Genomic DNA, 23,919 nt, shown 5'->3' on the forward strand with positions numbered 1-23,919 from the left:
AGGTTTGCAAACAAAATGTCTTCAAAAACGGAAGAGAAAATGGCAACTGGTGCAAGTTTGTTGTTAGATGCGCTTAGAAATGAAAATGTAGAAGTAATTTTTGGGTATCCAGGAGGAGCAGTTTTACCTTTATATGATGCGCTTTACGATTGTGAAATTCCACATATTTTAACGAGACATGAACAAGGAGCAATACACGCAGCAGAAGGATATGCTCGCATTACAGGAAAACCGGGAGTTGTGATTGCAACGAGTGGTCCAGGTGCAACAAATGTTATTACCGGTTTAACGGATGCGATGATGGATTCTTTGCCACTTGTTGTATTTACAGGGCAAGTTTCTACCGCCTTTATTGGTAGCGATGCATTTCAAGAAGCAGATATTATTGGGCTTACAATGCCAGTAACAAAGCATAATTATCAAGTACGAAAAGCGTCTGACTTACCGAGGGTTATTAAAGAAGCATTTCATATTGCAGCAACAGGTAGACCGGGACCGGTCGTAATCGATCTTCCGAAAGATATCGTTATTGAAACAGGAGAGGAGCAACTAGAAGTTAAGATGGATTTGCCAGGCTATCAGCCGAATTATTATCCAAACCAACTACAAGTCAACAAATTATTACAAGCGCTTAAAGTTGCGAAAAAACCAATTCTTTTAGCTGGTGCAGGTGTATTACACGCAAAGGCTTCGAAAGAATTAACAAAGTTTGCTCGTATGTATCAAATCCCGGTTGTTCATACATTACTTGGATTAGGAGGATTTCCACCAGAGGATTCGCTATTTTTAGGAATGGGAGGGATGCACGGATCATACGCAGCAAATATGGCGTTATATGAATGCGATCTATTAATCAATATCGGTGCAAGGTTTGATGATCGCCTTACCGGTAACTTGCAGTATTTCGCAAAAGGAGCAACAGTAGCTCATATCGACATTGATCCAGCAGAAATCGGAAAAAATGTGAAAACAGAGATTCCAATTGTAGCAAGTGCAAAACATGCACTGCAAGCATTGCTAATTGAAAAAGGCAAAAAAGAGAACCATGGGGAATGGCTGGCAGTTTTAAATAGTAGAAAAGCGCGTTATCCATTTGCATATAAAACAGATAGTACAGAAATTAAGCCACAAGCAGCAATTGATACACTTCATGAGATTACAAATGGAGAAGCGATTGTAACAACAGACGTTGGTCAACATCAAATGTGGGCTGCTCAGTACTATTCCTTTAAAGAGCCAAATAAATGGGTTACTTCTGGTGGTCTTGGTACGATGGGATTTGGTTTACCAGCAGCGATTGGTGCTCAAATTGCTGAGCCAAACGAGCTCGTTGTTGCGATTGTTGGTGACGCTGGTTTCCAAATGACATTGCAAGAGTTAAGTGTATTAAAGGAACATAAACTTCCTGTCAAAGTACTTATTATGAATAATGAAGCACTTGGAATGGTAAGGCAGTGGCAAGATGAGTTTTACAAGAAACGTTATTCTCATTCACTTCTTTCATGTCAACCAGATTTTGTTGCTCTTGCAGCAGCATATGGGTTAAAAGGTGTCCGAATTGAAGATCCACTAAAGCTGAAAGAGCAACTACAAGAGGCGCTTTCTTATGATGAAGCAGTTGTCATTGATTGTCGCGTTTTACAATCGGAAAAAGTAATGCCAATGGTTGCGCCAGGAAAAGGTGTTCATCAAATGGAGGGGATTGACGTATGAAGCGAATTGTGACAGCGACTGTCCGAAATCAAAGTGGAGTGTTAAATCGCGTTACAGGTGTGATGACGCGTAGACACTTTAATATTGAAAGTATTTCAGTTGGTCATACAGAATCAGCGGATATTTCAAGAATGACATTTGTTGTTCATGTTGAACATGAAGAGCAAGTGGAGCAGTTAATTAAGCAGCTTCATAAACAAATCGATGTACTGAAAGTCTCTGATATTACAGAAGAATCTTTAATTGTAAGAGAACTAGCGCTAATTAAAGTAGCAACGACATCTGTTTCTAGGTCTGATTTATATAGTTTAATTGAACCATTTCGCGCAGCGGTTATAGATGTTGGAAAGGAGTCTATCGTTGTGCAAGCAACAGGAACGCCAGACAAAATTGAGGCACTTATTGAACTCCTGAGACCTTACGGATTAAAAGAGATTGCAAGAACAGGTGTTACTGCATTTACAAGAAGCATGAAAAAGCAAGAAAAACAAGTGTTGCTTATCCATTAATTTTTAAATATTAGGAGGAGAAGGAAAATGACAAAAGTATACTATGAAAAAGATGTAAAGGTAAATGTATTAAAAGGAAGTAAGATTGCAATTGTTGGTTATGGATCACAAGGTCATGCGCATGCGCAAAATTTACGTGATAACGGTTTTAATGTTGTAATTGGGCTTCGCCAAGGGAAATCATGGGATAAGGCAAAGGAAGATGGCTTTTCAGTTTATACAGTAGCTGAAGCTGCAAAATATGCAGATGTTGTAATGATTTTACTACCAGATGAGTTGCAGCCGGAAGTGTATGAAGCAGAAGTTGCACCATATTTAGAAGCTGGTAATGCACTTGTGTTTGCTCATGGATTTAATGTTCATTTTAATCAAATTTCCCCACCAGAAGATGTAGATGTATTTCTTGTAGCGCCAAAAGGACCGGGACATCTTGTACGTCGTACATTTGAAGAAGGAGGGGCAGTTCCAGCATTATTTGCTGTATATCAAGATGCAACAGGATCAGCAACAGAAAAGGCACTATCGTATGCAGATGGAATTGGTTCAACAAGAGCGGGTGTACTGCAAACAACATTTAAAGAAGAAACAGAGACAGATTTATTTGGGGAACAAGCGGTGCTTTGCGGAGGAGCGACAGCACTTGTAAAGGCTGGATTTGAGACGCTTGTAGAAGCTGGATATCAGCCAGAAGTTGCTTATTTTGAGTGTTTACATGAATTAAAGCTTATCGTTGACCTTATGTACGAAGGTGGACTAGAAAATATGCGCTATTCCATTTCTGATACAGCGCAGTGGGGAGATTTTGTATCAGGACCACGCGTTGTAACAGAAGAGACGAAAAAAGCGATGAAAGGCGTTTTACAAGACATTCAAGATGGAACATTTGCAAGGGGGTGGATTGCAGAGCATAAAGCAGGTAAGCCTCACTTCAATGCAATTAACGCGAAAGAAAATGAGCATGATATCGAGGTAGTAGGACGTAAGTTGCGTGAAATGATGCCGTTTGTAAAACCGAAAGTGAAAATGGAGGTTAAATAATTATGAAAGATATTTTGTTCATGGATACGACGCTTCGTGACGGCGAACAGTCACCAGGAGTGAACTTAAATGAACAAGAAAAACTCCAAATTGCAAGGCAGTTAGAAAAGATTGGTATGAATGTCATGGAAGCAGGCTTTGCTGCTGCTTCCGAAGGTGACTTTCGTGCTGTTCAGCGCATTGCATGTGAAATAAAAAATGTATCGGTAATGAGTTTGGCGAGGGCGAAAGAAAGTGATATTTATACAGCATATGAGGCATTAAGAGGAGCGATGTTTCCACGTATTCATATTTTTTTAGCAACAAGTGATATTCATATGAAATACAAGCTTCGTATGTCAAAAGAAGAGGTGTTAGATCAAATTTATCAGTCTGTAAAACTAGGAAAATCATTATTTCCAGTTGTGCAGTTTTCAGCAGAAGATGCGACGAGAACGACACCTTCATTTTTAGCTGAAGCGGCTGAAATAGCAATCCGTGCAGGGGCGAGTGTAATTAATATCCCAGATACAGTTGGATATACAAACCCAGAGGAATACTATTCTTTATTTCAATATTTAAAAGAGCATGTGCCATCTTATGATCAAGCGATCTTCTCTTGTCATTGTCATGATGATCTTGGTATGGCAGTAGCTAACTCATTAGCAGCAATTGAAGGAGGAGCTCGCCAAGTTGAGGGAACGATAAATGGAATTGGAGAGCGCGCTGGAAATGCTGCGCTTGAAGAAGTTGCTGTAGCTCTTCATATTCGTAAAGACTATTACGAAGCAAGCTCATCGTTAACGTTAAAGGAAATTAAAGCGACAAGTACACTTGTAAGCCATTTAACAGGGATGGTAATTCCGAAGAATAAGGCGATTGTTGGCGCTAATGCATTTGCACACGAATCAGGTATCCATCAAGATGGTGTATTAAAAGAAGTGACAACATATGAAATTATTTCACCATCTTTAGTTGGTGAAGTAGAAAATAAATTTGTTCTTGGAAAACACTCTGGACGTCATGCTTTTACGGAAAAAATGAAAGAGCTTGGCTATGAATTTACAGAAGAAGAACGAGACATAGCTTTCCGTACATTTAAAAGCCTAGCAGATCGAAAGAAAGAGATTACAGAGGAAGATTTAAGAGCACTTGTGTTAGGAGAAACTGTATTTACAAAGCAGCAATATAACGTTAAACATTTGCAAGTGCATTTCGTATCAAGTAGTATCCAGAGCGCAACTGTTTGTTTAGAAGATGTTGAAGGAAATGAATTAGAAGATGCTGCAACTGGTGCTGGAAGTATTGAGGCAATCTATAATGCGATTCAAAGAATCCTTCATTTACAATGTGAACTATCGGATTATCGTATTCAATCTATCACGCAAGGGCAAGATGCACTCGCTCATGTTCATGTTGAGCTAAAAGATGGAAATCAGCGCGTGTCTGGTTTTGGTGTAGCTCAAGATGTATTAGAAGCTTCAGCGCGTGCCTACGTATATGCAGCAGGGAAATTAAAAGTATTGCAGAAGGTGACTAAATTGTAAAGGGGTGCTTCTTATATGGAAAAGCGAATTGTTTGTTTAGCAGGTGATGGAGTAGGCCCAGAAATTATGGAAAGTGCAAAGCGAGTATTAGAAATGGTAGAAAGACTATATGGTCATCGTTTTTATGTGCAAGATGAACGATTTGGAGGAGCGGCAATTGATAGTTGTGGCCAACCGCTACCATCCCGAACGTTAACTGCCTGTTTAGCTAGTGATGCAGTGTTGCTAGGAGCAGTAGGAGGACCACGTTGGGATAATACGAAAGAGCGACCTGAAAAAGGGTTACTTACTCTTCGAAAAGGATTAGGTGTATTTGCCAATGTCCGGCCTGTAACGGTAGAAGCAGCAACAGCACATTTATCACCATTAAAAACAGTTGAGGAAATTGACTTTGTAGTTGTACGGGAGTTAACAGGTGGCATTTATTTTTCATTCCCAAAAGAGAGAACCGAAGTAGTTGCAACAGATACACTTACGTATCATAGACGTGAAATTGAAAGAATTGTTTCATACGCATTTCAATTAGCGAAAAAGCGTCGTAAAAAAGTTACTTCTATTGATAAGGCAAATGTTTTAGAGTCTAGTAAACTATGGCGACAAATTACAGAAGAGGTAGCGTCTCGTTATCCAGAAGTAGAACTGGAGCATTTATTAGTAGATGCAGCTGCAATGGAACTTATTCGAAATCCAAATAGGTTTGATGTGATTGTAACGGAAAATTTATTTGGTGATATTTTAAGTGATGAAGCGTCTGTATTAGCGGGATCACTTGGTATGCTTCCTTCAGCAAGTCATTCAGAATTTGGCCCTTCTTTATATGAACCAATCCATGGATCAGCACCGGATATTGCTGGGAAAAATAAAGTAAATCCAATTGCGATGATGCGTTCAGTTGCAATGATGCTTGGACAGTCGTTTGAGTTAAAGCAAGAAGGAGAAGCAATTGAAGAAGCAATCTCTGCTGTCATCCGTTCTGGAAAAAGTACAGCAGATTTAGGTGGAAATGAGACAACAACGTCATTTACGAATCTTGTTTTACAAACGATGGAAGCGCAGGCACTAGTAGGGAGAGGGCAATCATGAAGAAAACACTATTAGATAAGTTGTGGGAACGGCATGTTGTAGCGAGTAATGAAAATGGCCTCGATCTATTATATATTGATTTACATCTTGTGCATGAAGTAACATCACCGCAAGCCTTTGAAGGCTTGCGGTTTGCAAATCGGAAAGTGAGAAGGCCAGATTTAACATTTGCAACGATGGATCATAACGTGCCTACAAAAGATGTGTGGAATATTACAGATGAAATTGCTAAAAAGCAAATTGATACGCTTCGTAAAAATTGTCATGAGTTTAGGGTGCCATTAGCAGATCTTGGCGATGAGGATCAAGGTATTGTACATGTAATTGGTCCAGAACTTGGACTTACGCAACCAGGAAAAACAATTGTTTGTGGTGATAGCCATACCGCAACGCACGGAGCCTTTGGCGCATTAGCGTTTGGAATTGGTACGAGTGAAGTTGAGCACGTGTTAGCTACGCAAACATTATGGCAAAGAAAACCAAAAGCAATGGGGATTGAATTAAAAGGTCAACTTCCAAAAGGTGTATATGCAAAAGATATTATTTTACATATACTAGCAAAATATGGCATCGCTGTTGGAACAGGATATGTAATGGAATTTTATGGCGAAGCGGTGCAAAAGATGACGATGGAAGAAAGAATGACGCTCTGTAATATGGCAATTGAGGGCGGAGCAAAAGCTGGAATGATCGCTCCTGATGAAACAACGTTTTCTTATGTAAAAGGAAAACGGTATGCACCTGAGAAGTTTGAGGAAGCGATGAAAGTGTGGAGTGAATTATATACAGATGAAGGAGCGTTATACGATCAGAGCATTACAGTTTATGTAAATGAATTAGTTCCATATGTAACATGGGGAACGAATCCTAGTATGGGAGTGCGTATTGATGAGAAACTCCCTCTTGTACATGATATAAATGATGAAAGAGCGTACGCATATATGAATCTTCAACCTGGAAAAAGTGTAGGAGATATTCCAATTCGTCATGTATTCATTGGCTCTTGTACAAATTCGAGACTATCAGATTTAGAAATTGCGGCGGCAATTGTAAAAGGAAAACGAGTGAAGGAAGGTGTTCGAGCACTTGTTGTACCTGGGTCAAAAAGGGTAAGAGATGCTGCTGTAAAGAGAGGCCTACATCATATTTTTGAGGAAGCTGGATTTGAATGGCGAGAACCGGGTTGTTCGATGTGTCTTGGGATGAATCCAGATCAAGTACCGGATGGTGAACATTGTGCGTCGACTTCTAATCGAAACTTTGAAGGACGACAAGGAAAAGGAGCAAGAACGCATCTCGTTAGCCCTGCAATGGCAGCAGCAGCTGCGCTTTACGGTCATTTTGTCGATGTCAGAAAGGAGAATTACGATGGAGCCGTTTCGTATTCATAAAGGAACAGTTGCTGTACTATTAAATGATAATATTGATACCGATCAAATTATCCCGAAGCAATATTTAAAACGAATTGAGCGAACAGGATTTGGTGAGTTTTTATTTGATGAATGGCGTTATTTAGAAAATCGTGAGGATAACCCTAACTTCCCACTTAATGACCCTAAACGAAAAGGTGCGAGCATTTTAATTACAGGTGATAACTTTGGGTGTGGATCTTCACGTGAACACGCTCCGTGGGCGTTAGCAGATTACGGGTTTAAAGTAATTATTGCGGGTAGCTTTGCGGATATTTTTTATATGAATTGTACAAAAAACGGAATTCTTCCTATTACATTAGAAAAAGAAATTCGTAACAAACTTGCAAACTTAGGGCCAGAATCGATAATGGAAATTGATTTAGAGCAAGAGATAATAAAAACAGCAGAGGAGAGTTTTTCCTTTTCGATTGAAAAGATGTGGAAAGAAAAGCTCCTAAGCGGTCTAGACGATATTGGAATTACACTTCAATATGAAAAAGAAATCGAAGCATACGAAACGGGTTTGAAGTTTTAATTTTCTTTATTTTTAGATAAAATTAGTTTATACTATGAAAAAACAGTGGGGAAAGGGAGTTATTCAATTGTGTACATTCCAAATTTCTGAAAAAAAACATCATCATACGTAAACCCTTGAACCTAACGTGAAGACACGTGTAGGTACAAGGGATTTTTCCGTTGCGCCTACATTCTCTCAAGAGTTATGTAGGTATTCTTATCTACATAGCTCTTTTTTTGTTGCACGAATAACATGTGTAAAGGGGGAGGAAAATGTGACGAAATGGAAGGGAGCAAATCCAAATGGTACACGTGATTTTTTATTTGATGAATGCACGGCATTAGAGACTGTAGAACAAACGTTGCGTGCTACTTTTATTGAGAGGGGATATGAGGAAGTACGAACACCTCTTATTGAATTTTATGATGTGTTTTGTTTTCGAAATCGTCCAATTGACGAAGAGAGAATGTATAAATTTTTTGATCATAAAGGACGGATTCTTGTGTTACGGCCAGATATGACGATTCCGCTAGCTCGTGTTATTGGAACGAGGGGGATGAAAGGGCCTTTGAAACTGACATATGCAGGGAATGTTTTTCGAGCGAATGAATCATTGTCCGGAAAATATGATGAAGTAGCGCAAGTCGGTATTGAAATTATAGGGGTTTCGAATATACGCGCAGAAGTCGAGTGTATTGTAAGTAGCATTCAGGCTATTCGAGCAGCTGGTATAGGGGACTTTAAAATTGAGCTTGGTCAAGTAGAGCTGTATAAAGCGATTGTGAGCAAATTGTCATTAAAAGAAGTAGATGAGGAACAATTACGTAAATGTATTGAAAGTAAAAATTATGCAGCTCTCTCACAGTTTATAAAGGAGAAGCAATTAAATATAGAAGAAAGTACGGTACAGTTACTTCATAAGTTGCCACGATTATTTGGTGGGTTAGAAGTAATTGAAGAAGCGGAGCAATTAGCATCTCATCAAGATATAAAAGATGCGATTACGAAGTTAAAAGTAATCTATGAAACAATTGAAAGGCTTGGATATGCTTCTTACATTTCGATAGATTTAGGGATGATTCAATACCTCCACTACTATACTGGTGTTATTTTTCGTGGTTACATATGTGACATTGGAGAAGAGATTGTAAGTGGTGGACGTTACGATGAATTAATTGGAAATTTTGGGGAGCCAATTCCAGCTGTTGGATTGGCGATACAAATAGATCAACTTGTAAGGGTGGTAAAGGCAAAACGTTTTTCAAGAAAGCAAATTGATACGCTTATTCATTACTCTTTGCAACATGCTCAGCATGCAGAACAGTTACGTCTACTTTTGGAACAAGAAGAGAAAATCGTCCAGTTGTCAATGTTTGATGAATTAGAGGAAACGCTTCGATTTGCAAGAGACACCAAGGTGAAGAAAGTTGTTGATATATCAAAAGACATCTTTGTAGAGTACAAATGGGAACAGGATTGGATGATACAAAGAAAAGGAGAATCTCCATGTACAATATCCAAATTGCGTTAACAAAAGGAAGATTAGAGAAACATTGCATTTCTTTATTTGAGCAGATTGGTGTTGATTGTTCCGAGTTAAAGGATAAAGGAAGAAAACTAGTGTTCCAAAGCAGAGCGGCAAATATATCGTTCATTCTTGTAAAAGCTGTTGATGTTGTAACTTATGTGGAACATGGAGTGGCTGACATTGGAATTGTTGGAAAAGATATTTTGTTAGAGTGTGAGAAAGATGTATATGAAATGCTAGATTTAGAAGTAGGAAAGTGCCGGTTTTGTGTCGCCTCATTGCCGTCATATACTCCGGACAGTTATAAGAAAAAAAGAATTGCGACGAAATATCCGAACATTACTTCTACGTACTTTCGTAATAAAGGTGAAGATGTAGAGATTATTAAAATCGAAGGTTCTGTCGAAATTGCCCCGATACTTGGATTAGCAGATGCTGTTGTTGATATTGTAGAAACGGGAAATACGTTACGGGAAAATGGGCTAGTAGTTTTTGAAGAGATGCATCTTATATCAGCAAGAATGATTGTGAACAAAGCGGCTTTAAAAACAAAAAAAGACGAAATATTCAGCATTATAAACAAGCTAGAACAATTAGCTGCTCATAGTAAATAAGGAAAGGGGGATATGGAATGAAAGTAATTGATATGAAAGACGAAATTACGTTACAGAAAATGAAGCAATTACGAGAAGGGGCACAAGTAATTGAAGAGGTCGCACTGCTCAGCGTGAAAGAGATTATTAAAGACGTGAAAGAGCATGGTGATAAAGCATTAATTACTTATACGAAAAAATTTGATGGTGTAGACATAAAAGAATTTCGTGTTCCAAAAAAAGAAATGAAAGAAGCAATCTTATATGTAGAAGACTCTTTTTTAGAAGCTCTTCAAGAAGCAAAGAAAAATATTATTTCCTATCATGAAAAACAAAAAAGACAATCATTTGTAGATTGTGAAACAGAGGGGATTATTCGTGGCCAACTTGTTCGGCCACTTGAAACTGTCGGTGTATATGTACCGGGCGGAACAGCGTCGTATCCTTCATCTGTACTTATGAACATATTACCTGCAAAGATTGCGGGTGTACAAAAAATCGTCATGGTGACACCACCAGGAAAGGATGGAATAGATCCGCATATTTTAGTTGCTGCTGAGATGGCAGGAGTTGATGAGATATATACAATTGGAGGCGCACAGGCGATTGCTGCACTTGCATATGGAACGAAATCGATTCCAAAGGTTGATAAAATCGTTGGTCCCGGAAATATGTACGTTGCTCTTGCAAAGCGTGAGGTATTTGGAACGGTCCACATTGATATGATTGCGGGCCCGTCTGAAATTGTTGTAATTGCGGATGAAACAGGAGAAGCCCCTTTCATTGCAGCGGATTTATTGTCACAAGCAGAACATGATGTAAATGCATCCGCTATGTGTATTACAACGAGCGCTGTACTTGCCGAGGAAATAAAGAATGAATTAGAAAAACAATTGATGTCTTTGCCAAGAAGCGAAATTGCTCGTCAATCAATTGAAAGAAATGGCGCTATTTTCGTCGTTCCATCTTTACAGTATGCATTTCAGTTATGTAATGAAATAGCACCAGAGCATTTAGAGTTACATATAGAAGAGCCGATGAGTGCATTATCACACATTCGTCATGCTGGTTCAATCTTTATTGGCCCATACGCTCCAGAACCGCTTGGAGATTATTTTGCTGGTCCCAATCATGTACTACCAACCAGTGGAACAGCACGATTTTTCTCAGCATTATCTGTCGATGATTTTGTAAAGAAATCCAGTTTTGTTTCGTATACAAAACAAGCGCTGCAACGTGTAAATCATCATATTGTGACACTTGCTGAAAAAGAAGGACTACATGCGCATGCAAGAGCAATTCAAATTCGATTTGAGGAGGGAAAAGAATGCGAGTCGCAACACAAATAAGAGAAACAACTGAAACGAAAATCACACTTTCTTTACGATTAGATGATAGTGACAATATATCTATTGAAACCAGTGTTGGATTTTTCGATCATATGCTAACGTTATTTGCCAGACATGGACGATTTGGACTCCAGGTGAAGGCTGAGGGAGATGTGTATGTTGATGCGCACCATACAGTTGAAGATGTAGGAATTGTACTTGGAAATTGTTTGAAAGAAGCGCTTGGGAATAAAGTTGGAATTAATCGATATGGATCATCTTATGTGCCGATGGATGAAGCGTTAGGTTTCGCAGCGGTTGACATTAGCGGAAGGTCTTACCTTGTATTTCAAGGGGAATTGACAAATCCAAAGCTTGGGGATTTTGATACAGAACTAACGGAAGAGTTTTTTCGAGCAGTTGCACACGCTGCGAATATTACATTGCATATGCGCGTTCTATATGGAAGTAATACGCATCATAAAGTGGAGGCGATGTTTAAGGCGTTTGGTCGTGCGCTTCGGGAAGCTGTTGATTATAACGAAAAGATTGTTGGCGTAAATTCTACGAAAGGAATGTTGTAGCATGATTGCAATTGTAGATTATGGCATGGGTAACATTCATAGTGTAGAACAAGCTTTAAAACGTATTGGGGCAGCGTATGCTGTAACGGATGATATAGAACACATATTACAAAGTGACGGTATTATTTTACCGGGAGTAGGCGCTTTTCCAAAGGCGATGGATATTCTTCAAAAAAAAGAGCTTGATTTTGTGCTAAAAGTTGCTGCTGCTGAAGGAAAGCCGCTGCTTGGGATTTGTTTAGGGATGCAGTTGTTGTTTGAAGAAAGTGAGGAAATTGAGCTTACTAGAGGGTTAGGTTTATTGCCAGGAGCAGTGAAGAAGTTAAATGTATCATATAAAATACCGCACATGGGTTGGAATCAATTAAATAAAGTGAAAGAAATACCGTTATGGCGTGACATAGAAAACGATGCATTTATGTACTACGTTCATTCTTATTACGTAGATTGTCCGAGTGATATTGTATGTGGTGTAAGTGATTACGGTGTTTTAGTTCCAGGGCTTGTATCAAAAGACAATATATATGGCGCACAGTTTCACCCGGAAAAAAGTAGTGATGTTGGTATACAAATGTTGAAAAACTTTAAAGGAGTGGTAGAGGAATGGAAATTTTCCCAGCAATTGATTTAAAAGAAGGACGCTGTGTGCGCTTATATCAAGGGCAATTTCAAAAGGAGACGGTAATGAATGAAGACCCAGTTGCTCAAAGCTTATTATTTGAACAGCTTGGTGCACGAATGCTTCATCTTGTGGATTTAGATGGGGCCGTTACCGGTTATTCTATCAATCTTTCAGTCATTGAAAATATATGTAAAGCAGTTCGTATTCCGGTGCAAGTAGGCGGGGGAGTACGTTCTTTAGAAACAATCGAAGCATTATTAGCAGTAGGAGTACAAAAAGTTATTTTAGGAACAGCTGCTTTATATGACCGTGCTTTTTTAGAAAATGCTGTTCATTTATATAAAGAAAATATTATTGTTGGTATTGATGCGAAGGAAGGGTATGTTGCAACGAGAGGTTGGTTAGATGTATCAAACGTTTCTTATATCGAACTAGCAAAGGAAATGGAGAATGTTGGTGTACAAACGATTATTTTTACGGATATTTCAAAGGATGGAACGCTAGAAGGACCAAATTTTGAGCAATTACAACAATTACAAGATGCGGTTTCAGTACGCATTATTGCTTCAGGTGGTGTATGTTCGCTTTCAGATGTAAAAAAGTTACATGATATGAACGTATATGGCGTTATTATCGGAAAAGCACTGTATGAGAAAACGGTCGATTTAAAAGAAGCATTGCAGGTGACGAGCATATGTTAGCGAAGCGGATTATTCCTTGTTTAGATGTGAAAGATGGTCGTGTTGTAAAAGGAGTCCACTTCATAGGGCTAAAAGATGTAGGTGATCCAGTCGAAAGTGCAGCAAAATACAACGATGCTGGTGCAGATGAAATTGTATTTTTAGATATTACAGCAACGCATGATGGGCGGAAAACAATGCTGGATGTTGTAAAAAGAACAGCTTCACAAGTATTTATTCCGCTAACAGTAGGTGGTGGTATTTCTTCTACGGAAGATATGTATGCTCTCTTAAGAGCGGGTGCAGATAAAATTTCATTAAATTCGGCTGCGCTTCGCAATCCAAATCTAATTCAAGAGGGAGCAGAGCAGTTTGGTTCCCAGTGCATTGTTGTAGCGATTGATGCAAAAAAAGTAGCAGAAAATAAGTGGCATGTTTATATAAATGGTGGTCGAATTGATACGGAAGTGGATGCTGTAGAATGGGCGAAACGAGCTGAAAAATTAGGAGCAGGTGAAATTTTATTAACGAGTATGGATGCGGATGGCACAAAAGATGGGTATGATGTAAAGCTAACGGAAACGATTGCGAGAGCTGTGTCTATTCCGGTTATTGCTTCAGGTGGATGCGGAAGTGGCGATCATATTGTCGAAGTATTTCAAAAAACAAGTGTAAATGCCGCATTAGCAGCTTCTATTTTTCATTATGGTGAAACGACAGTGCAAGAAGTAAAGCAGAAATTAAAAGAAGCAAGTATTGAGGTGAGACTATGAAACCTAATTTTTCAAAAGGGTTGTTACCAGCTGTTGTCATGGAAGAAAAAATGAAGGAAGTATTAATGTTAGCTTATATGAATGAAGAAGCGTACGAAAAGACGATTGAAACAAAGCAAACGTGGTTTTATTCTCGCTCCCGGAAGAAGTTATGGAATAAAGGAGAAACATCAGGTCATACACAGTATGTGCAGTCTATGTACTTAGATTGTGATCAAGACGCTATTTTAATATTTGTAAAGCAAGTTGGTCCTGCTTGTCATACAGGAGAAGTATCGTGTTTTCATCATAAAATTATATAGGGGGAATGAACATGGAAGATAGAATTCGTACGTTGTATGAAACTATTCAACAACGTAAAGAGACCCCAATTGCGGATTCTTATACAAACTACTTGTTTGTAAAGGGAGAAGATAAAATATTAAAAAAGGTTGGGGAAGAGTGTACAGAAGTTATTATTGCGGCAAAAAAGGATGATAATGAAGAACTTGTGAAGGAAATGGTAGATTTAACCTATCATTGTCTAGTTTTATTGGTAGAAAAAGGGGTTTCCTTAGAAGACATATGTAATGAAATGAAAGAGAGAAGCGGGAAATTATCAAAGGTTGGAGAGAGAAGTGATATTAATCTGTTGTAAGGGGGAGTGTTATGAAAGTTGACTATCATCTTCATTTAGAAGAAGGCCCATATTCACTTAGATGGTTAGCAAGAACAAATGAAGCGTTAGAACAATATGAACCGATTCAAGAAGAGAAGCATTCACTACAGTGGTTGATGAAATCGCAAGAACGATTATTAGAGCGTGTGAAGGAGGGAGCGTTTTCTGAAGAGTGGATTGATCTTTATTTAGAAGAGGCAATTCGAAAAGGAATAAAGGAAGTTGGTATTGTGGATCATTTATACCGCTTTGATGAAGCAAAAGCGTATTATGAGCGGTATGTGCAAATTGATGATACAGAGCTTGGGCGTCTGCAAAAAGAGTGGCTTAATCAAGTGCGTGTCACATCGATTCATCAGTTTACAAAGGCAATTCAACATGCGAAAGAGCGCTGGGCAAAGCGGGGGGTTACACTTCGACTTGGAATTGAAGCTGATTATTTTATTGGCGGTGAACAAGAGTTAGAAGAACTACTGCAATTAGGTGACTGGGACTATGTAATCGGCTCTGTTCATTTTATAAATGGCTGGGGATTTGATAATCCAGATACAAAAGTCTATTTTGAAACACATCAGTTACATACGTTATACAATCAGTTTTTTGACACAGTTGAAATGGCAGTTCGTTCATGCTTATTTGATATAGTTGCTCACCTTGATAACATAAAAGTATTTAATTACCGTTTAGATGAAAATGAGCAGCTCCCATATTATGAAAAGATTGCAAAAGCATTAATAGACACGGATACAGCAACGGAAGTAAATGCAGGATTGTATTATCGTTATCCTGTAAGAGAAATGTGTCCAAGTCCGTTATATTTACAAATGCTAATGAAGTATGAGGTACCGATTACAGTTTCTTCAGATGCACATTTTCCAAATGATTTAGGAAACTATGTAGAGGAAAACATAAGAACATTGCGTAATCATGGTGCGACGCATATTGCCACATTTGAAAAGCGTGTTCGGAAAATGAAACCTCTTGAACAGGAAGAGAAGATGATGAATAAATAAGCAGGATGAAATACCTTCTTTTTGCTCACAATAGGAGAGAGTGAAAAGGAGGTTTTTATATGAAAAAACAACCGTATGCTGGTGCAGAAAAAGTAACGAATGAACAAACTGGAATGCAAAGTCAAGAGCAAAATCATTCCATTACATCAGAGCAAATTAGTGATACAGTAGCAGAAGGAACAATTGATGTGAAATTAGGAAAACAATCTGAAGAGCAACAATGAGAAAAGGAGATGAGTATGTCATCTCCTTTTTTATTTAAAAAATTTCGTATATTTTTGTACAATAGAGATACAAGCTTCTTAGATGATGTATGCTTGCTTGTATTTTATGCGAAAGGGTGCTGAAGAATGGCGAAAATATTAGTAGCAGGTAAGATTCCAGAAATCGGACTACAGTTATTGCGTGACCATGATGTAGAAATGTATGACGGAGAAGGATTAATTTCAACAGAAGAATTAATAGAAAAGGTACAAAATAAAGATGCGCTGTTAAGTTTACTTTCAACAAAAGTACCGAAAGAAGTAATTGATGCAGCACCAAATTTAAAAATTGTAGCTAATTACGGTGCTGGGTATGACAATATTGACTATATGTATGCGAAAGAAAAAAGTGTTGCTGTTACGAATACGCCGCACGTTTCTACAGAAGCGACAGCTGAATTAACATTTGCACTTTTATTAGCAGCAGCCCGTCGTATTCCAGAAGGTGATACGTTATGCCGAACAACGGGCTTTACTGGCTGGGCGCCGCTTTTCTTTTTAGGAAGAGAAGTATATGGAAAAACAATTGGTATTATCGGTCTTGGCGAAATTGGAAAAGCTGTTGCAAAGCGTGCAAAAGCATTTGGTATGAATGTCATTTACACAGGGCCGAATCGTAAATTTGATGCGGAAAATGAGTTAGAGGTAACGTATAGTGAACTTGATGAATTATTACAACACGCTGATTTCATTACAGTTAATTGCGCATACAATCCAAGCTTACATCATATGATTGATGAACCACAGTTACGTATGATGAAGAAAACGGCTTATATTGTAAATGCAGCTCGTGGACCAATTATAAATGAAGAGGCGCTTGCAAATGTATTAGAAGAAAAGAGCATTGAAGGAGCTGCTCTTGATGTATTTGAGTTTGAACCACAAATTACAGAGAAATTAAAAGGGTTATCCAATGTTGTTCTCACGCCACATATCGGAAATGCGACAATTGAAACGAGAGATGCGATGGCGGAAATGGCAGTGCGTAACATTTTAGCAGTATTAGATGGTGAAGAGCCGATTACACCGGTTTACAAAAAAGAGCTTGTTGTAAAATAAAAAAACCTTCCTGGCGACAGGAAGGTTTTTTCTATTCTTTATTTGCTCGGTTCTTCTTAGACGGTCTTTGTCTAATGAACTGTGATAGCATGTACAAAATGTATAGTGGAATAGCAATAAATAGAAATTCTGAAATGTTACCAAAACTTGTTTTGTACATTGTATAAATACTTGCGATTAAAAAGAGTGTAACGATAATGCTATAACGCGGCATTGGTACATCTTTTAAGCTTGGAATACGAATGCGACTAACCATAAGGAACGCAAATGTTACAAACACAGTGACAAGAACAATTTTGGGGATCACATGTGAAAATAACGTTAAGAAAGCAACAAGTCCTCCAGCCGCAGTAATTGGTACACCTGTAAAGTATTTCATTGATGTTGAAGAAGGTGTTACATTAAAGCGTGCTAAGCGATAAGCTCCAAAGAGAGGGAATAATCCTGCTATGTATAATCCAATAATTCCGTGATCTGAAAATGACGTATAGTACATTAATACAGCAGGTGCAGCACCGAATGTTACAACATCTGCTAATGAGTCTAGTTCTTTGCCTAATTGTGAATCAACGCGGAGTAGGCGTGCGATTCTGCCATCAAGACTATCTAACATCATCCCAATTAAAACTAAAATCGCGGCTGGTTTGTAATAACCAAGCGAAGCGTAGCCAATTGCTAAAAAGCCACTGTATAAATTTCCGAGCGTAAATAAGTTAGGAATTGCTGCTCTATACAAAATCTGATCCCTTGCTTTCTATTATGAATTCTTAATTAGTGTATGAAAGTTTACTTATTTTATCATAACATAAAATTTCTTTGCTTGTACGAAAAATTTCCCAATTTGAGAAAGATTTCATATGAGGAGATTAACTTGAATGATATCACAAATTATTGATAAAAAGAAACCTCGAACGGGTATTAGTGTTCGAGGTTTTAAGATGGTCGATCAATAACGAAGTATAAAGTTACTCAAACTGTGTTGTCATTGAACCTGTTACATGTTTGTTATAAGGATCAAATCGTAACAAATCTCCGTAAATTAGCTTATCTGAGTAATCTAGTTCAATTTTTGCTTTATCAATGTAAGGTTGACACATGCCAATATCTGTTGGTTCCCCTGTTGCTGTATCGTAACAAATATTTTTCGTATAGATGTAATCGTTTGTTACAAAGCTACCATCACGCATAATGACAGATGGATCATCTTCTTTTACAAATAAATCGGTACCAAATTCAACAGATTTATTTGTCTTTATACCAAGTAGATGAAGAAGAGTCGGCTTAATATCAATTTGCCCTGATACTTTTGAAATTGTTTTCCCTTCGTGTCCTGGAATGTGAATAATAAGCGGGACACGTTGTAGCTGCATTACATCAAATGGCGTCAATTCTTCCTTACCTAAAAACTGAGCCATTGCAGCGTTATGGTTTTCAGAAATACCATAATGATCTCCGTATAGAACGATAATGGAGTTTTCATATAGTCCTTCTTCTTTTAAGCGCTCAACAAAGTGTTTAATTGCCTCATCCGTATAACGAACAGTTGGGAAATATCGATTTACAACACCACTATCAGATGTATATTCATCAATGTATTGGTCTTCAGGATCTAAATAGTATGGAAAATGGTTTGTTAATGTAATAAATTTTGTGTAAAACGGCTGTGGCAATGATTTTAGTTTATCGATAGATTGTTCAAAGAACTCTTTATCTTTTAATCCCCAGCCAACAGATGTTTGTTCTGTACCAATAAAGTCTTGTTGGTTAAAATAACGATCGTATCCAAGAGCAGGGTACATGACATCACGATTCCAAAATTGTTTATCGTTTGAATGGAACATTGCTGAATAATAGCCATGATCTTTTAATTGTTCAGGTGTGGCAGTATACTCATTGTCTGCATGTGTGAAGAACACAGAGCCACGATCAAGTGGATATAATGAATTCTCTACAATAAATTCAGCATCGGATGTTTTTCCTTGCCCTGTTTGATGGTAGAAGTTATCAAAATAATAACTTTCTTTAATAAAATCATTTAAAAACGGAGTAATTTCTTGTCCGTTTACTTTTTGGTTAATAACAAAATTTTGCGTGGATTCCATAGAAATGAGAATCACATTTTTTCCTTTTGCAGCTCCGAATAAATCTTTCCCCGGCTCTTTATCTTTTGTTTTCACATAGTTATCAATTTCAGAGAATCCGTCACCACTTGCAAAAGCGCGCTGTGCGGAAGATCTAGACTGAAGTGCAATGTCATATATATGGTATGTGTATAGACCTAAGTTTTTCACTACAGTTTGACGATCAAATGAATGTGAAAATAGCTGCGGTTTATAAATAACAGAAACTGTAATTTGAAGTGCAAGCAAAGCTGCTGTACTACCAAAGAACACTTTCTTTTCTTGTTTCGTTAAAGGCGTTGGATTACAAAACTTCGGGAATTTACGCATGATAAACGTTAGTATAATCGTATCGGCGAATAAAAGTAACGTTTTATACGTAAGTAATTCTTTAATGCTTGTCCCTAAGTCTGCCATATTATTTGTTTGGAATAATACCGGGAATGTTACGAAGTCGTCGTAAAATCCGTAAAACATGGCATTACCGAACAAAATGAAGGATAATATCATGCTAATTCCAACGATTAGTCGATTACGTCGCTTTGATGCAAATAAAGCGAGACCAATAAATAATAGTAAAGCAGCTACTGGATTGAAAAATAACATAAACTCTTCAAAGACGTTATCAATCTTTATATCGAAAGCTAGTTTGTACACAATATATGTTTTGATCCATAAAAGTACAACAGCTAAAAGTGCAAAGCGTACTTTTGGAAAGAATGTTTGTGACATAGTTTACTCCTCTCTTACCCACAAGTAACGATTCTATCAAAAAAATAAAAAACAGACAAAAAGTTTTTTTGTGAGAGAGCATACTTGTATACGCATAAAAACGGTTAAAAGCTGTTCTGCCACTTACCGTATAAAAACAAAAAGGACTGCTATCTTTGTTTTTATGGTACTGACTTTGCTGTCTGAAAATCAAAAGGGATGTATCGTGGATTGTATTTTGATAAAAACGTACTTTTTATTTATATGAGTGATAATGAACCGATATGATTATTATACTATGTGTACTATTATACAAAAACAAAAGAAGAATTGCAGATAATTTTATGTAATCGGGTAGAAAAAAAGAAGACGGACAAAATAAAGTGAGACTTTAATCAGTGGGGGGTCTCCATCCTCCACTGATTATCAGCCCGACCAATCGGGCTTTTACGTGCTGTTTATCTCCCACCTAAACTTCTGCGTTTTCTCTCAAGTTTTGAGGTGGGAGTATTACAGCACGTTAATGCGGGATAAAAGCATGAATATTACATACGGAGGTTACGATGAAAAAAATTTGTAGCATATTGTTTTGCTTGTTTGTTTTATTAGGAAATCCAGCGGTACCTTCTGCGCAGTATTCGCCTCTGTTATTAGAAGATGCACTGTACTCGGTTTTATTTCCACAAATTAATCAAGCAATTCAAAAGCATTACGGAAAGCAAAAGCCATATGAATGTCCTAAATTAGTTAGTATGAAAAAGGTGTATAGTGGAACATATATGTTTCGCACTGTCATTCAAGTTATTAAATATGAGCCAGGAACTGGAGGACAGATTCTTCCTCCGTTTGAAAGGGTACGTATTACATTTGAAAATGACGAAGGGGAATGGGAAGTGAAAAATTTAGAAGTAAAGCGCTTACCGAATGATACAAAATTAAAATGCCCAAAACCAATTTAAAAAATTGTTTGACAAATAATTTATTCGTTTGTTATTGTTAATAGCAACAAAAAAAGTTGTTTGAAAATTAAATAGTTTTACCTCATCTACACTCAAAGATAGAGGCCGCGATAAAAAAGAGTAGGCTATGGGAGATAAAGTGGTATCAATGATCATAGTTCGAAAGGATTTATCGCCGAAATATATGAATGTCCATATTGTTCATATATTGGGACTGCATTGAATAAATGTAGTACTGTCGTAAGGGTTACTTATGGAGAGCTATTGGGAGATGTTTGATGCGGTTTCTTATTTGAAAAAATAACAACAAGTTTATTTTTTCATAATATCTTTTTCTAATAAGAAACGCGTGTGAACATTGTTCCACGCGTTTTTTGTTTATCCTGCTTCAACTAACATTCAGTGAGAGGTGGGAAAAGCTCTTACTGAATGTTAGTTGAACTTTATATGTATAACCATCAATTGTGTGGAATAGTGTTTTAGGTAAAGGAGTTAGGGAAATTAAGGGAGGAATTCAAATGTATTTACACGGCACAAGCCGCATTAATGAGCAAGGGCACTTAGAAATTGGAGGGTGCGATGCTACAGAATTAGCAAAAACATACGGAACACCACTTTATGTTTATGATGAAGCAGCCATTCGTGGGAAATGTCGAGCTTTTCACCAAGCTTTTCAAGAAAGCGGGTTCTCTTACCAAGTAGCATATGCGAGTAAGGCGTTCTTGTGCATGGAAATGTGTCGGTTAGCTTATGAAGAAAATATGTCATTAGATGTTGTGTCAGGCGGAGAGTTGTATACAGCGCTAGAAGCCGGATTTCCTGCTTCACGTATTCACTTTCATGGCAACAACAAAACTGAAGAAGAAATCGTAATGGCATTAAGAGCCAATATTGGTTGTTTTGTTGTCGATAATTTCTTTGAGTTAGAAGTGTTACATGACCTAGCGGAGCAGCATGGCAGAGTAGTGAATATTTTAATTCGTGTGACTCCAGGGGTAGAAGCACATACACATGAATATATTACAACTGGTCAAGATGACTCGAAATTCGGTTTTAGCATTGCATCGGGGCATGCTAGTCAAGCATTAAAACTAGCGATTCGGAAATCTAATTATCGTGTACTTGGTATACATTCTCATATTGGTTCACAAATTTTTGAAACAGCAGGATTTGTTCGTGCAATTGAAGTATTAGGAGACTTCTTAGAAACAGTAAGAGAAGAAACAAATTATACAGCTCGTGTATTAAATGTTGGTGGTGGCTTTGGTATCCGCTATACAGCAGGAGATACTCCTCTTATGCTTGAAGAGTATGTGAAAGCTGTCACGGAAGCTGTGCGTGACCAATTTACTTCTTGTCATTATCCACTTCCAGAAATTTGGATTGAACCAGGCCGTAGTATTGTTGGGGATGCAGGGACAACACTCTATACAGTCGGTGCGATTAAAGATATTCCAGGGATTCGCAAATATGTATCTGTTGATGGGGGAATGACAGATAATTTACGCCCAGCTTTATATGGCGCTCGTTATGAAGCGATGTTAGCAAACAGAGCTAATGAATCTAATGAGGAAGTTGTATCAATTGCAGGGAAATGTTGTGAAAGTGGCGATATGCTTGTGTGGGATGTTAACTTACCAAAAGTGATGGCTTGGGATATACTGGCGATCTCTTGTACAGGGGCATACGGGTATTCAATGGCTAATAATTATAACCGGATTCGAAGACCAGCAGTTGTATTTGCGAAAAATGGAAAATCACAAGTTGTTGTTGAGCGAGAGTCTTATGAAAGTTTGATTGGGAACGATCGCATAAGATTAAAAGAGCTTGTGTAAAAGAAAGGTTCTCTTCTTTTAAAGAGGAGAACGTGTCACTTTGTGCATAGTGATGAGAGCTTATTATATGATGGATTGAGGAACAGTTCTTTTTATATAGACATATGGTAAAAGAAGCTATGGTTCTTTTTAATATAACAATTTGAAAACAAGCTTATGATGCGGAGTTGCTTCGAGCAGCTCCGCTTTTTAAAAAATATAAAGTTTATCGGAAAACTAGGATTGTAAAAAATCAGAATTGTGATACAATACATTTACAAAGCTTATCAAGAGTGGCGGAGGGAACTGGCCCAATGAAGCCCGGCAACCTACTGAAAGGAGTAAGGTGCTAATTCCAGCAAAATGGTGTCCATTTTGAAAGATAAGGTACATATGTTGCCGGAACAGTCTTTTCGAAATGGGAAAAGATTTTTTTTATGAAAAAAGGGGGGCTGTTCGTGGGAGTGCGCGGACAATTTGAAGAGGTAGCAGAGAAGATTCAAACGATGCTTGCTGATATGAAGTATGGGTCGATCACAATTGTGGTGCAAGATGGAAAAGTGATTCAACTTGAAAAAAGTGAAAAAGTACGTTTAAAGTAAAAAAGCGCTGACTAGAAAAACTAGAGGCGGTTTTAACCTAATGTGTGTTGATTAGGTTAAAACCGTCTTTTTGCGTTACAGGGGGAAAAGTGATGTTAACGTATGAAACGTGGAAAGATAATTTCGTTTCTTTTCAAGAGGATGATGAAACGAAAGGTGCGCTACAAGTATTAAAGTGGGCGTATACGCAATATAAGGATGAAATTGTATATGCATGTAGCTTTGGAGTAGAAGGAATGGTTTTGTTGCATTTGATTAACCAAGTAAATCCATCTGCAAAGGTTGTTTTTTTAGATACAGGTGTTCACTTTCAAGAAACATACAGTTTAATTCAAAGAGTAAGAGAACGATTTCCACAGCTCGACATTATTGAAAAGAAGCCAGCGCTTACATTAGAAGAGCAAGCGAAAGAACATGGTGAAGCACTGTGGGAGCGTAATCCAAACCTTTGTTGCAATATAAGAAAAATTAAACCACTAGAAGAAGCGTTATCTGGAAAGAAAGCGTGGATATCTGGTTTAAGACGAGAACAATCTGAATCGCGTAAACATACGCAGTTTGTGAACCGAGATGGACGCTTTCAATCTATTAAAATTTGTCCACTTATTCATTGGACTTGGAAAGAAGTATGGCGCTATGTCTACAAACATAGCTTACCGTACAATCCGCTTCACGATATTGGCTATCCAAGTATCGGATGTGAAGTATGCACGGTGAAAGTGCAAGATGGAGGAAGTTCAAGAGATGGACGCTGGTCAGGGAAAACAAAAACAGAATGTGGGCTTCATGAATAAATAAAAAGGGGTAAGTGAAA

Annotated in this window: 25 protein-coding genes and 2 riboswitches; of the genes, 23 read left to right on the forward strand and 2 right to left on the reverse strand. The window is 37.8% G+C overall.

Annotation, left to right across the window (positions count from 1 at the left end; all coding sequences use genetic code 11):
- Positions 1–15 precede the first annotated feature (15 nt).
- The 19 genes from ilvB (at position 16) to BAMA_RS04415 (ending at position 16,899) form a co-directional block, all read left to right on the forward strand.
- Positions 16–1,713, forward strand: coding sequence for an acetolactate synthase large subunit (gene ilvB, locus BAMA_RS04330; RefSeq protein WP_034636457.1), 1,698 nt, complete (start codon positions 16–18; stop codon positions 1,711–1,713).
- Entirely contained in the window at positions 1,710–2,222 is a 513-nt protein-coding gene (gene ilvN / locus BAMA_RS04335; protein WP_034636459.1) for an acetolactate synthase small subunit, read from the forward strand. The genes ilvB and ilvN overlap by 4 nt, the downstream gene beginning before the upstream one ends.
- A 27-nt stretch (positions 2,223–2,249) precedes the next feature.
- Positions 2,250–3,260 (forward strand): ketol-acid reductoisomerase, encoded by a 1,011-nt coding sequence (gene ilvC, locus BAMA_RS04340; protein WP_034636460.1) that lies wholly within the window; start codon positions 2,250–2,252, stop codon positions 3,258–3,260.
- Positions 3,261–3,262: 2 nt separating this feature from the next.
- Positions 3,263–4,786, forward strand: a complete 1,524-nt coding sequence (locus BAMA_RS04345) for a 2-isopropylmalate synthase (RefSeq protein ID WP_034636462.1) — start codon at positions 3,263–3,265, stop codon at positions 4,784–4,786.
- Between the two features lie 15 nt (positions 4,787–4,801).
- Positions 4,802–5,869 carry a 3-isopropylmalate dehydrogenase gene (leuB, locus tag BAMA_RS04350; RefSeq protein WP_034636464.1) on the forward strand — a complete coding sequence of 356 codons (1,068 nt, stop codon included), beginning with the start codon at positions 4,802–4,804 and terminating at the stop codon, positions 5,867–5,869.
- Positions 5,866–7,260: a 3-isopropylmalate dehydratase large subunit gene (gene leuC / locus BAMA_RS04355; protein WP_034636467.1), complete on the forward strand. Its 1,395-nt coding sequence runs from the start codon at positions 5,866–5,868 to the stop codon at positions 7,258–7,260. Before leuB ends, leuC begins: the two co-directional genes overlap by 4 nt.
- A complete protein-coding gene (leuD, locus tag BAMA_RS04360; protein WP_034636469.1) occupies positions 7,238–7,816 on the forward strand; it encodes a 3-isopropylmalate dehydratase small subunit in 579 nt (192 codons plus the stop codon). Before leuC ends, leuD begins: the two co-directional genes overlap by 23 nt.
- Before the next feature lie 256 nt (positions 7,817–8,072).
- Positions 8,073–9,329: an ATP phosphoribosyltransferase regulatory subunit gene (gene hisZ, locus BAMA_RS04365; protein ID WP_034636472.1), complete on the forward strand. Its 1,257-nt coding sequence runs from the start codon at positions 8,073–8,075 to the stop codon at positions 9,327–9,329.
- Positions 9,305–9,940 carry an ATP phosphoribosyltransferase gene (gene hisG, locus BAMA_RS04370; RefSeq protein WP_034636475.1) on the forward strand — a complete coding sequence of 212 codons (636 nt, stop codon included), beginning with the start codon at positions 9,305–9,307 and terminating at the stop codon, positions 9,938–9,940. The genes hisZ and hisG overlap by 25 nt, the downstream gene beginning before the upstream one ends.
- A 17-nt stretch (positions 9,941–9,957) precedes the next feature.
- A complete protein-coding gene (hisD, locus tag BAMA_RS04375; RefSeq protein WP_034636477.1) occupies positions 9,958–11,268 on the forward strand; it encodes a histidinol dehydrogenase in 1,311 nt (436 codons plus the stop codon).
- Positions 11,247–11,831: an imidazoleglycerol-phosphate dehydratase HisB gene (gene hisB, locus BAMA_RS04380; protein WP_034636479.1), complete on the forward strand. Its 585-nt coding sequence runs from the start codon at positions 11,247–11,249 to the stop codon at positions 11,829–11,831. Before hisD ends, hisB begins: the two co-directional genes overlap by 22 nt.
- A 1-nt stretch (position 11,832) precedes the next feature.
- On the forward strand, positions 11,833–12,462 hold the full coding sequence (hisH, locus tag BAMA_RS04385; RefSeq protein WP_034636481.1) for an imidazole glycerol phosphate synthase subunit HisH: 630 nt from the start codon (positions 11,833–11,835) through the stop codon (positions 12,460–12,462).
- Entirely contained in the window at positions 12,435–13,154 is a 720-nt protein-coding gene (hisA, locus tag BAMA_RS04390; RefSeq protein ID WP_034636482.1) for a 1-(5-phosphoribosyl)-5-[(5-phosphoribosylamino)methylideneamino]imidazole-4-carboxamide isomerase, read from the forward strand. Before hisH ends, hisA begins: the two co-directional genes overlap by 28 nt.
- Positions 13,148–13,906, forward strand: coding sequence for an imidazole glycerol phosphate synthase subunit HisF (hisF, locus tag BAMA_RS04395; RefSeq protein ID WP_034636485.1), 759 nt, complete (start codon positions 13,148–13,150; stop codon positions 13,904–13,906). The genes hisA and hisF overlap by 7 nt, the downstream gene beginning before the upstream one ends.
- Positions 13,903–14,208 (forward strand): phosphoribosyl-AMP cyclohydrolase, encoded by a 306-nt coding sequence (gene hisI / locus BAMA_RS04400; RefSeq protein WP_034636487.1) that lies wholly within the window; start codon positions 13,903–13,905, stop codon positions 14,206–14,208. The genes hisF and hisI overlap by 4 nt, the downstream gene beginning before the upstream one ends.
- A gap of 11 nt (positions 14,209–14,219) precedes the next feature.
- Complete coding sequence (gene hisE / locus BAMA_RS04405) at positions 14,220–14,543, forward strand: phosphoribosyl-ATP diphosphatase (RefSeq protein WP_034636489.1); 324 nt, start codon at positions 14,220–14,222, stop codon at positions 14,541–14,543.
- Positions 14,544–14,554: 11 nt separating this feature from the next.
- Complete coding sequence (locus BAMA_RS04410) at positions 14,555–15,577, forward strand: histidinol phosphate phosphatase domain-containing protein (RefSeq protein WP_034636493.1); 1,023 nt, start codon at positions 14,555–14,557, stop codon at positions 15,575–15,577.
- Positions 15,578–15,636: 59 nt separating this feature from the next.
- Positions 15,637–15,801: a DUF4025 domain-containing protein gene (locus tag BAMA_RS23755; RefSeq protein WP_084157875.1), complete on the forward strand. Its 165-nt coding sequence runs from the start codon at positions 15,637–15,639 to the stop codon at positions 15,799–15,801.
- 126 nt (positions 15,802–15,927) lie between these two features.
- Complete coding sequence (locus tag BAMA_RS04415; RefSeq protein ID WP_034636496.1) at positions 15,928–16,899, forward strand: NAD(P)-dependent oxidoreductase; 972 nt, start codon at positions 15,928–15,930, stop codon at positions 16,897–16,899.
- Between the two features lie 31 nt (positions 16,900–16,930).
- Here the strand turns inward: BAMA_RS04415 and pssA are convergent, their stop codons facing one another.
- Positions 16,931–17,635 (reverse strand): CDP-diacylglycerol--serine O-phosphatidyltransferase, encoded by a 705-nt coding sequence (pssA, locus tag BAMA_RS04420; RefSeq protein WP_034636499.1) that lies wholly within the window; start codon positions 17,633–17,635, stop codon positions 16,931–16,933.
- Positions 17,636–17,864: 229 nt separating this feature from the next.
- Positions 17,865–19,751, reverse strand: coding sequence for an LTA synthase family protein (locus tag BAMA_RS04425; protein WP_034636502.1), 1,887 nt, complete (start codon positions 19,749–19,751; stop codon positions 17,865–17,867).
- 542 nt (positions 19,752–20,293) lie between these two features.
- On the opposite strand from BAMA_RS04425, the gene BAMA_RS04430 reads away from it, so the two are divergent.
- The 4 genes from BAMA_RS04430 to BAMA_RS04440 all read left to right on the forward strand — a co-directional run bounded on the left by BAMA_RS04430 (position 20,294) and on the right by BAMA_RS04440 (position 23,899).
- Positions 20,294–20,689 (forward strand): DUF3888 domain-containing protein, encoded by a 396-nt coding sequence (locus BAMA_RS04430; RefSeq protein ID WP_034636505.1) that lies wholly within the window; start codon positions 20,294–20,296, stop codon positions 20,687–20,689.
- A gap of 91 nt (positions 20,690–20,780) precedes the next feature.
- Positions 20,781–20,961, forward strand: a riboswitch (Lysine riboswitch).
- Between the two features lie 246 nt (positions 20,962–21,207).
- Complete coding sequence (gene lysA, locus BAMA_RS04435) at positions 21,208–22,524, forward strand: diaminopimelate decarboxylase (protein WP_034636508.1); 1,317 nt, start codon at positions 21,208–21,210, stop codon at positions 22,522–22,524.
- Positions 22,525–22,784: 260 nt separating this feature from the next.
- A riboswitch (SAM riboswitch) is annotated at positions 22,785–22,892 on the forward strand.
- Positions 22,893–22,961: 69 nt separating this feature from the next.
- Positions 22,962–23,105 carry a YezD family protein gene (locus BAMA_RS23760; protein ID WP_084157877.1) on the forward strand — a complete coding sequence of 48 codons (144 nt, stop codon included), beginning with the start codon at positions 22,962–22,964 and terminating at the stop codon, positions 23,103–23,105.
- Between the two features lie 92 nt (positions 23,106–23,197).
- Entirely contained in the window at positions 23,198–23,899 is a 702-nt protein-coding gene (locus BAMA_RS04440) for a phosphoadenylyl-sulfate reductase (protein ID WP_034636510.1), read from the forward strand.
- Positions 23,900–23,919 lie beyond the last annotated feature (20 nt).

The sequence above is a fragment of the Bacillus manliponensis genome, assembly GCF_000712595.1.
In the GTDB taxonomy this organism is placed as follows: domain Bacteria; phylum Bacillota; class Bacilli; order Bacillales; family Bacillaceae_G; genus Bacillus_A; species Bacillus_A manliponensis.

Excerpts from the sequence above, each read along its gene's own strand:
- ilvB (WP_034636457.1), top strand. The coding sequence starts at position 16 with ATGTCTTCAAAAACGGAAGAGAAAATGGCAACTGGTGCAAGTTTGTTG.
- ilvN (WP_034636459.1), top strand. The coding sequence starts at position 1,710 with ATGAAGCGAATTGTGACAGCGACTGTCCGAAATCAAAGTGGAGTGTTA.
- ilvC (WP_034636460.1), top strand. The coding sequence starts at position 2,250 with ATGACAAAAGTATACTATGAAAAAGATGTAAAGGTAAATGTATTAAAA.
- BAMA_RS04345 (WP_034636462.1), top strand. The coding sequence starts at position 3,263 with ATGAAAGATATTTTGTTCATGGATACGACGCTTCGTGACGGCGAACAG.
- leuB (WP_034636464.1), top strand. The coding sequence starts at position 4,802 with ATGGAAAAGCGAATTGTTTGTTTAGCAGGTGATGGAGTAGGCCCAGAA.
- leuC (WP_034636467.1), top strand. The coding sequence starts at position 5,866 with ATGAAGAAAACACTATTAGATAAGTTGTGGGAACGGCATGTTGTAGCG.
- leuD (WP_034636469.1), top strand. The coding sequence starts at position 7,238 with ATGGAGCCGTTTCGTATTCATAAAGGAACAGTTGCTGTACTATTAAAT.
- hisG (WP_034636475.1), top strand. The coding sequence starts at position 9,305 with ATGTACAATATCCAAATTGCGTTAACAAAAGGAAGATTAGAGAAACAT.
- hisD (WP_034636477.1), top strand. The coding sequence starts at position 9,958 with ATGAAAGTAATTGATATGAAAGACGAAATTACGTTACAGAAAATGAAG.
- hisB (WP_034636479.1), top strand. The coding sequence starts at position 11,247 with ATGCGAGTCGCAACACAAATAAGAGAAACAACTGAAACGAAAATCACA.
- hisH (WP_034636481.1), top strand. The coding sequence starts at position 11,833 with ATGATTGCAATTGTAGATTATGGCATGGGTAACATTCATAGTGTAGAA.
- hisA (WP_034636482.1), top strand. The coding sequence starts at position 12,435 with ATGGAAATTTTCCCAGCAATTGATTTAAAAGAAGGACGCTGTGTGCGC.
- hisF (WP_034636485.1), top strand. The coding sequence starts at position 13,148 with ATGTTAGCGAAGCGGATTATTCCTTGTTTAGATGTGAAAGATGGTCGT.
- hisI (WP_034636487.1), top strand. The coding sequence starts at position 13,903 with ATGAAACCTAATTTTTCAAAAGGGTTGTTACCAGCTGTTGTCATGGAA.
- hisE (WP_034636489.1), top strand. The coding sequence starts at position 14,220 with ATGGAAGATAGAATTCGTACGTTGTATGAAACTATTCAACAACGTAAA.
- BAMA_RS04410 (WP_034636493.1), top strand. The coding sequence starts at position 14,555 with ATGAAAGTTGACTATCATCTTCATTTAGAAGAAGGCCCATATTCACTT.
- BAMA_RS23755 (WP_084157875.1), top strand. The coding sequence starts at position 15,637 with ATGAAAAAACAACCGTATGCTGGTGCAGAAAAAGTAACGAATGAACAA.
- BAMA_RS04415 (WP_034636496.1), top strand. The coding sequence starts at position 15,928 with ATGGCGAAAATATTAGTAGCAGGTAAGATTCCAGAAATCGGACTACAG.
- BAMA_RS04425 (WP_034636502.1), bottom strand. The coding sequence starts at position 19,751 with ATGTCACAAACATTCTTTCCAAAAGTACGCTTTGCACTTTTAGCTGTT.
- BAMA_RS04430 (WP_034636505.1), top strand. The coding sequence starts at position 20,294 with ATGAAAAAAATTTGTAGCATATTGTTTTGCTTGTTTGTTTTATTAGGA.
- lysA (WP_034636508.1), top strand. The coding sequence starts at position 21,208 with ATGTATTTACACGGCACAAGCCGCATTAATGAGCAAGGGCACTTAGAA.
- BAMA_RS04440 (WP_034636510.1), top strand. The coding sequence starts at position 23,198 with ATGTTAACGTATGAAACGTGGAAAGATAATTTCGTTTCTTTTCAAGAG.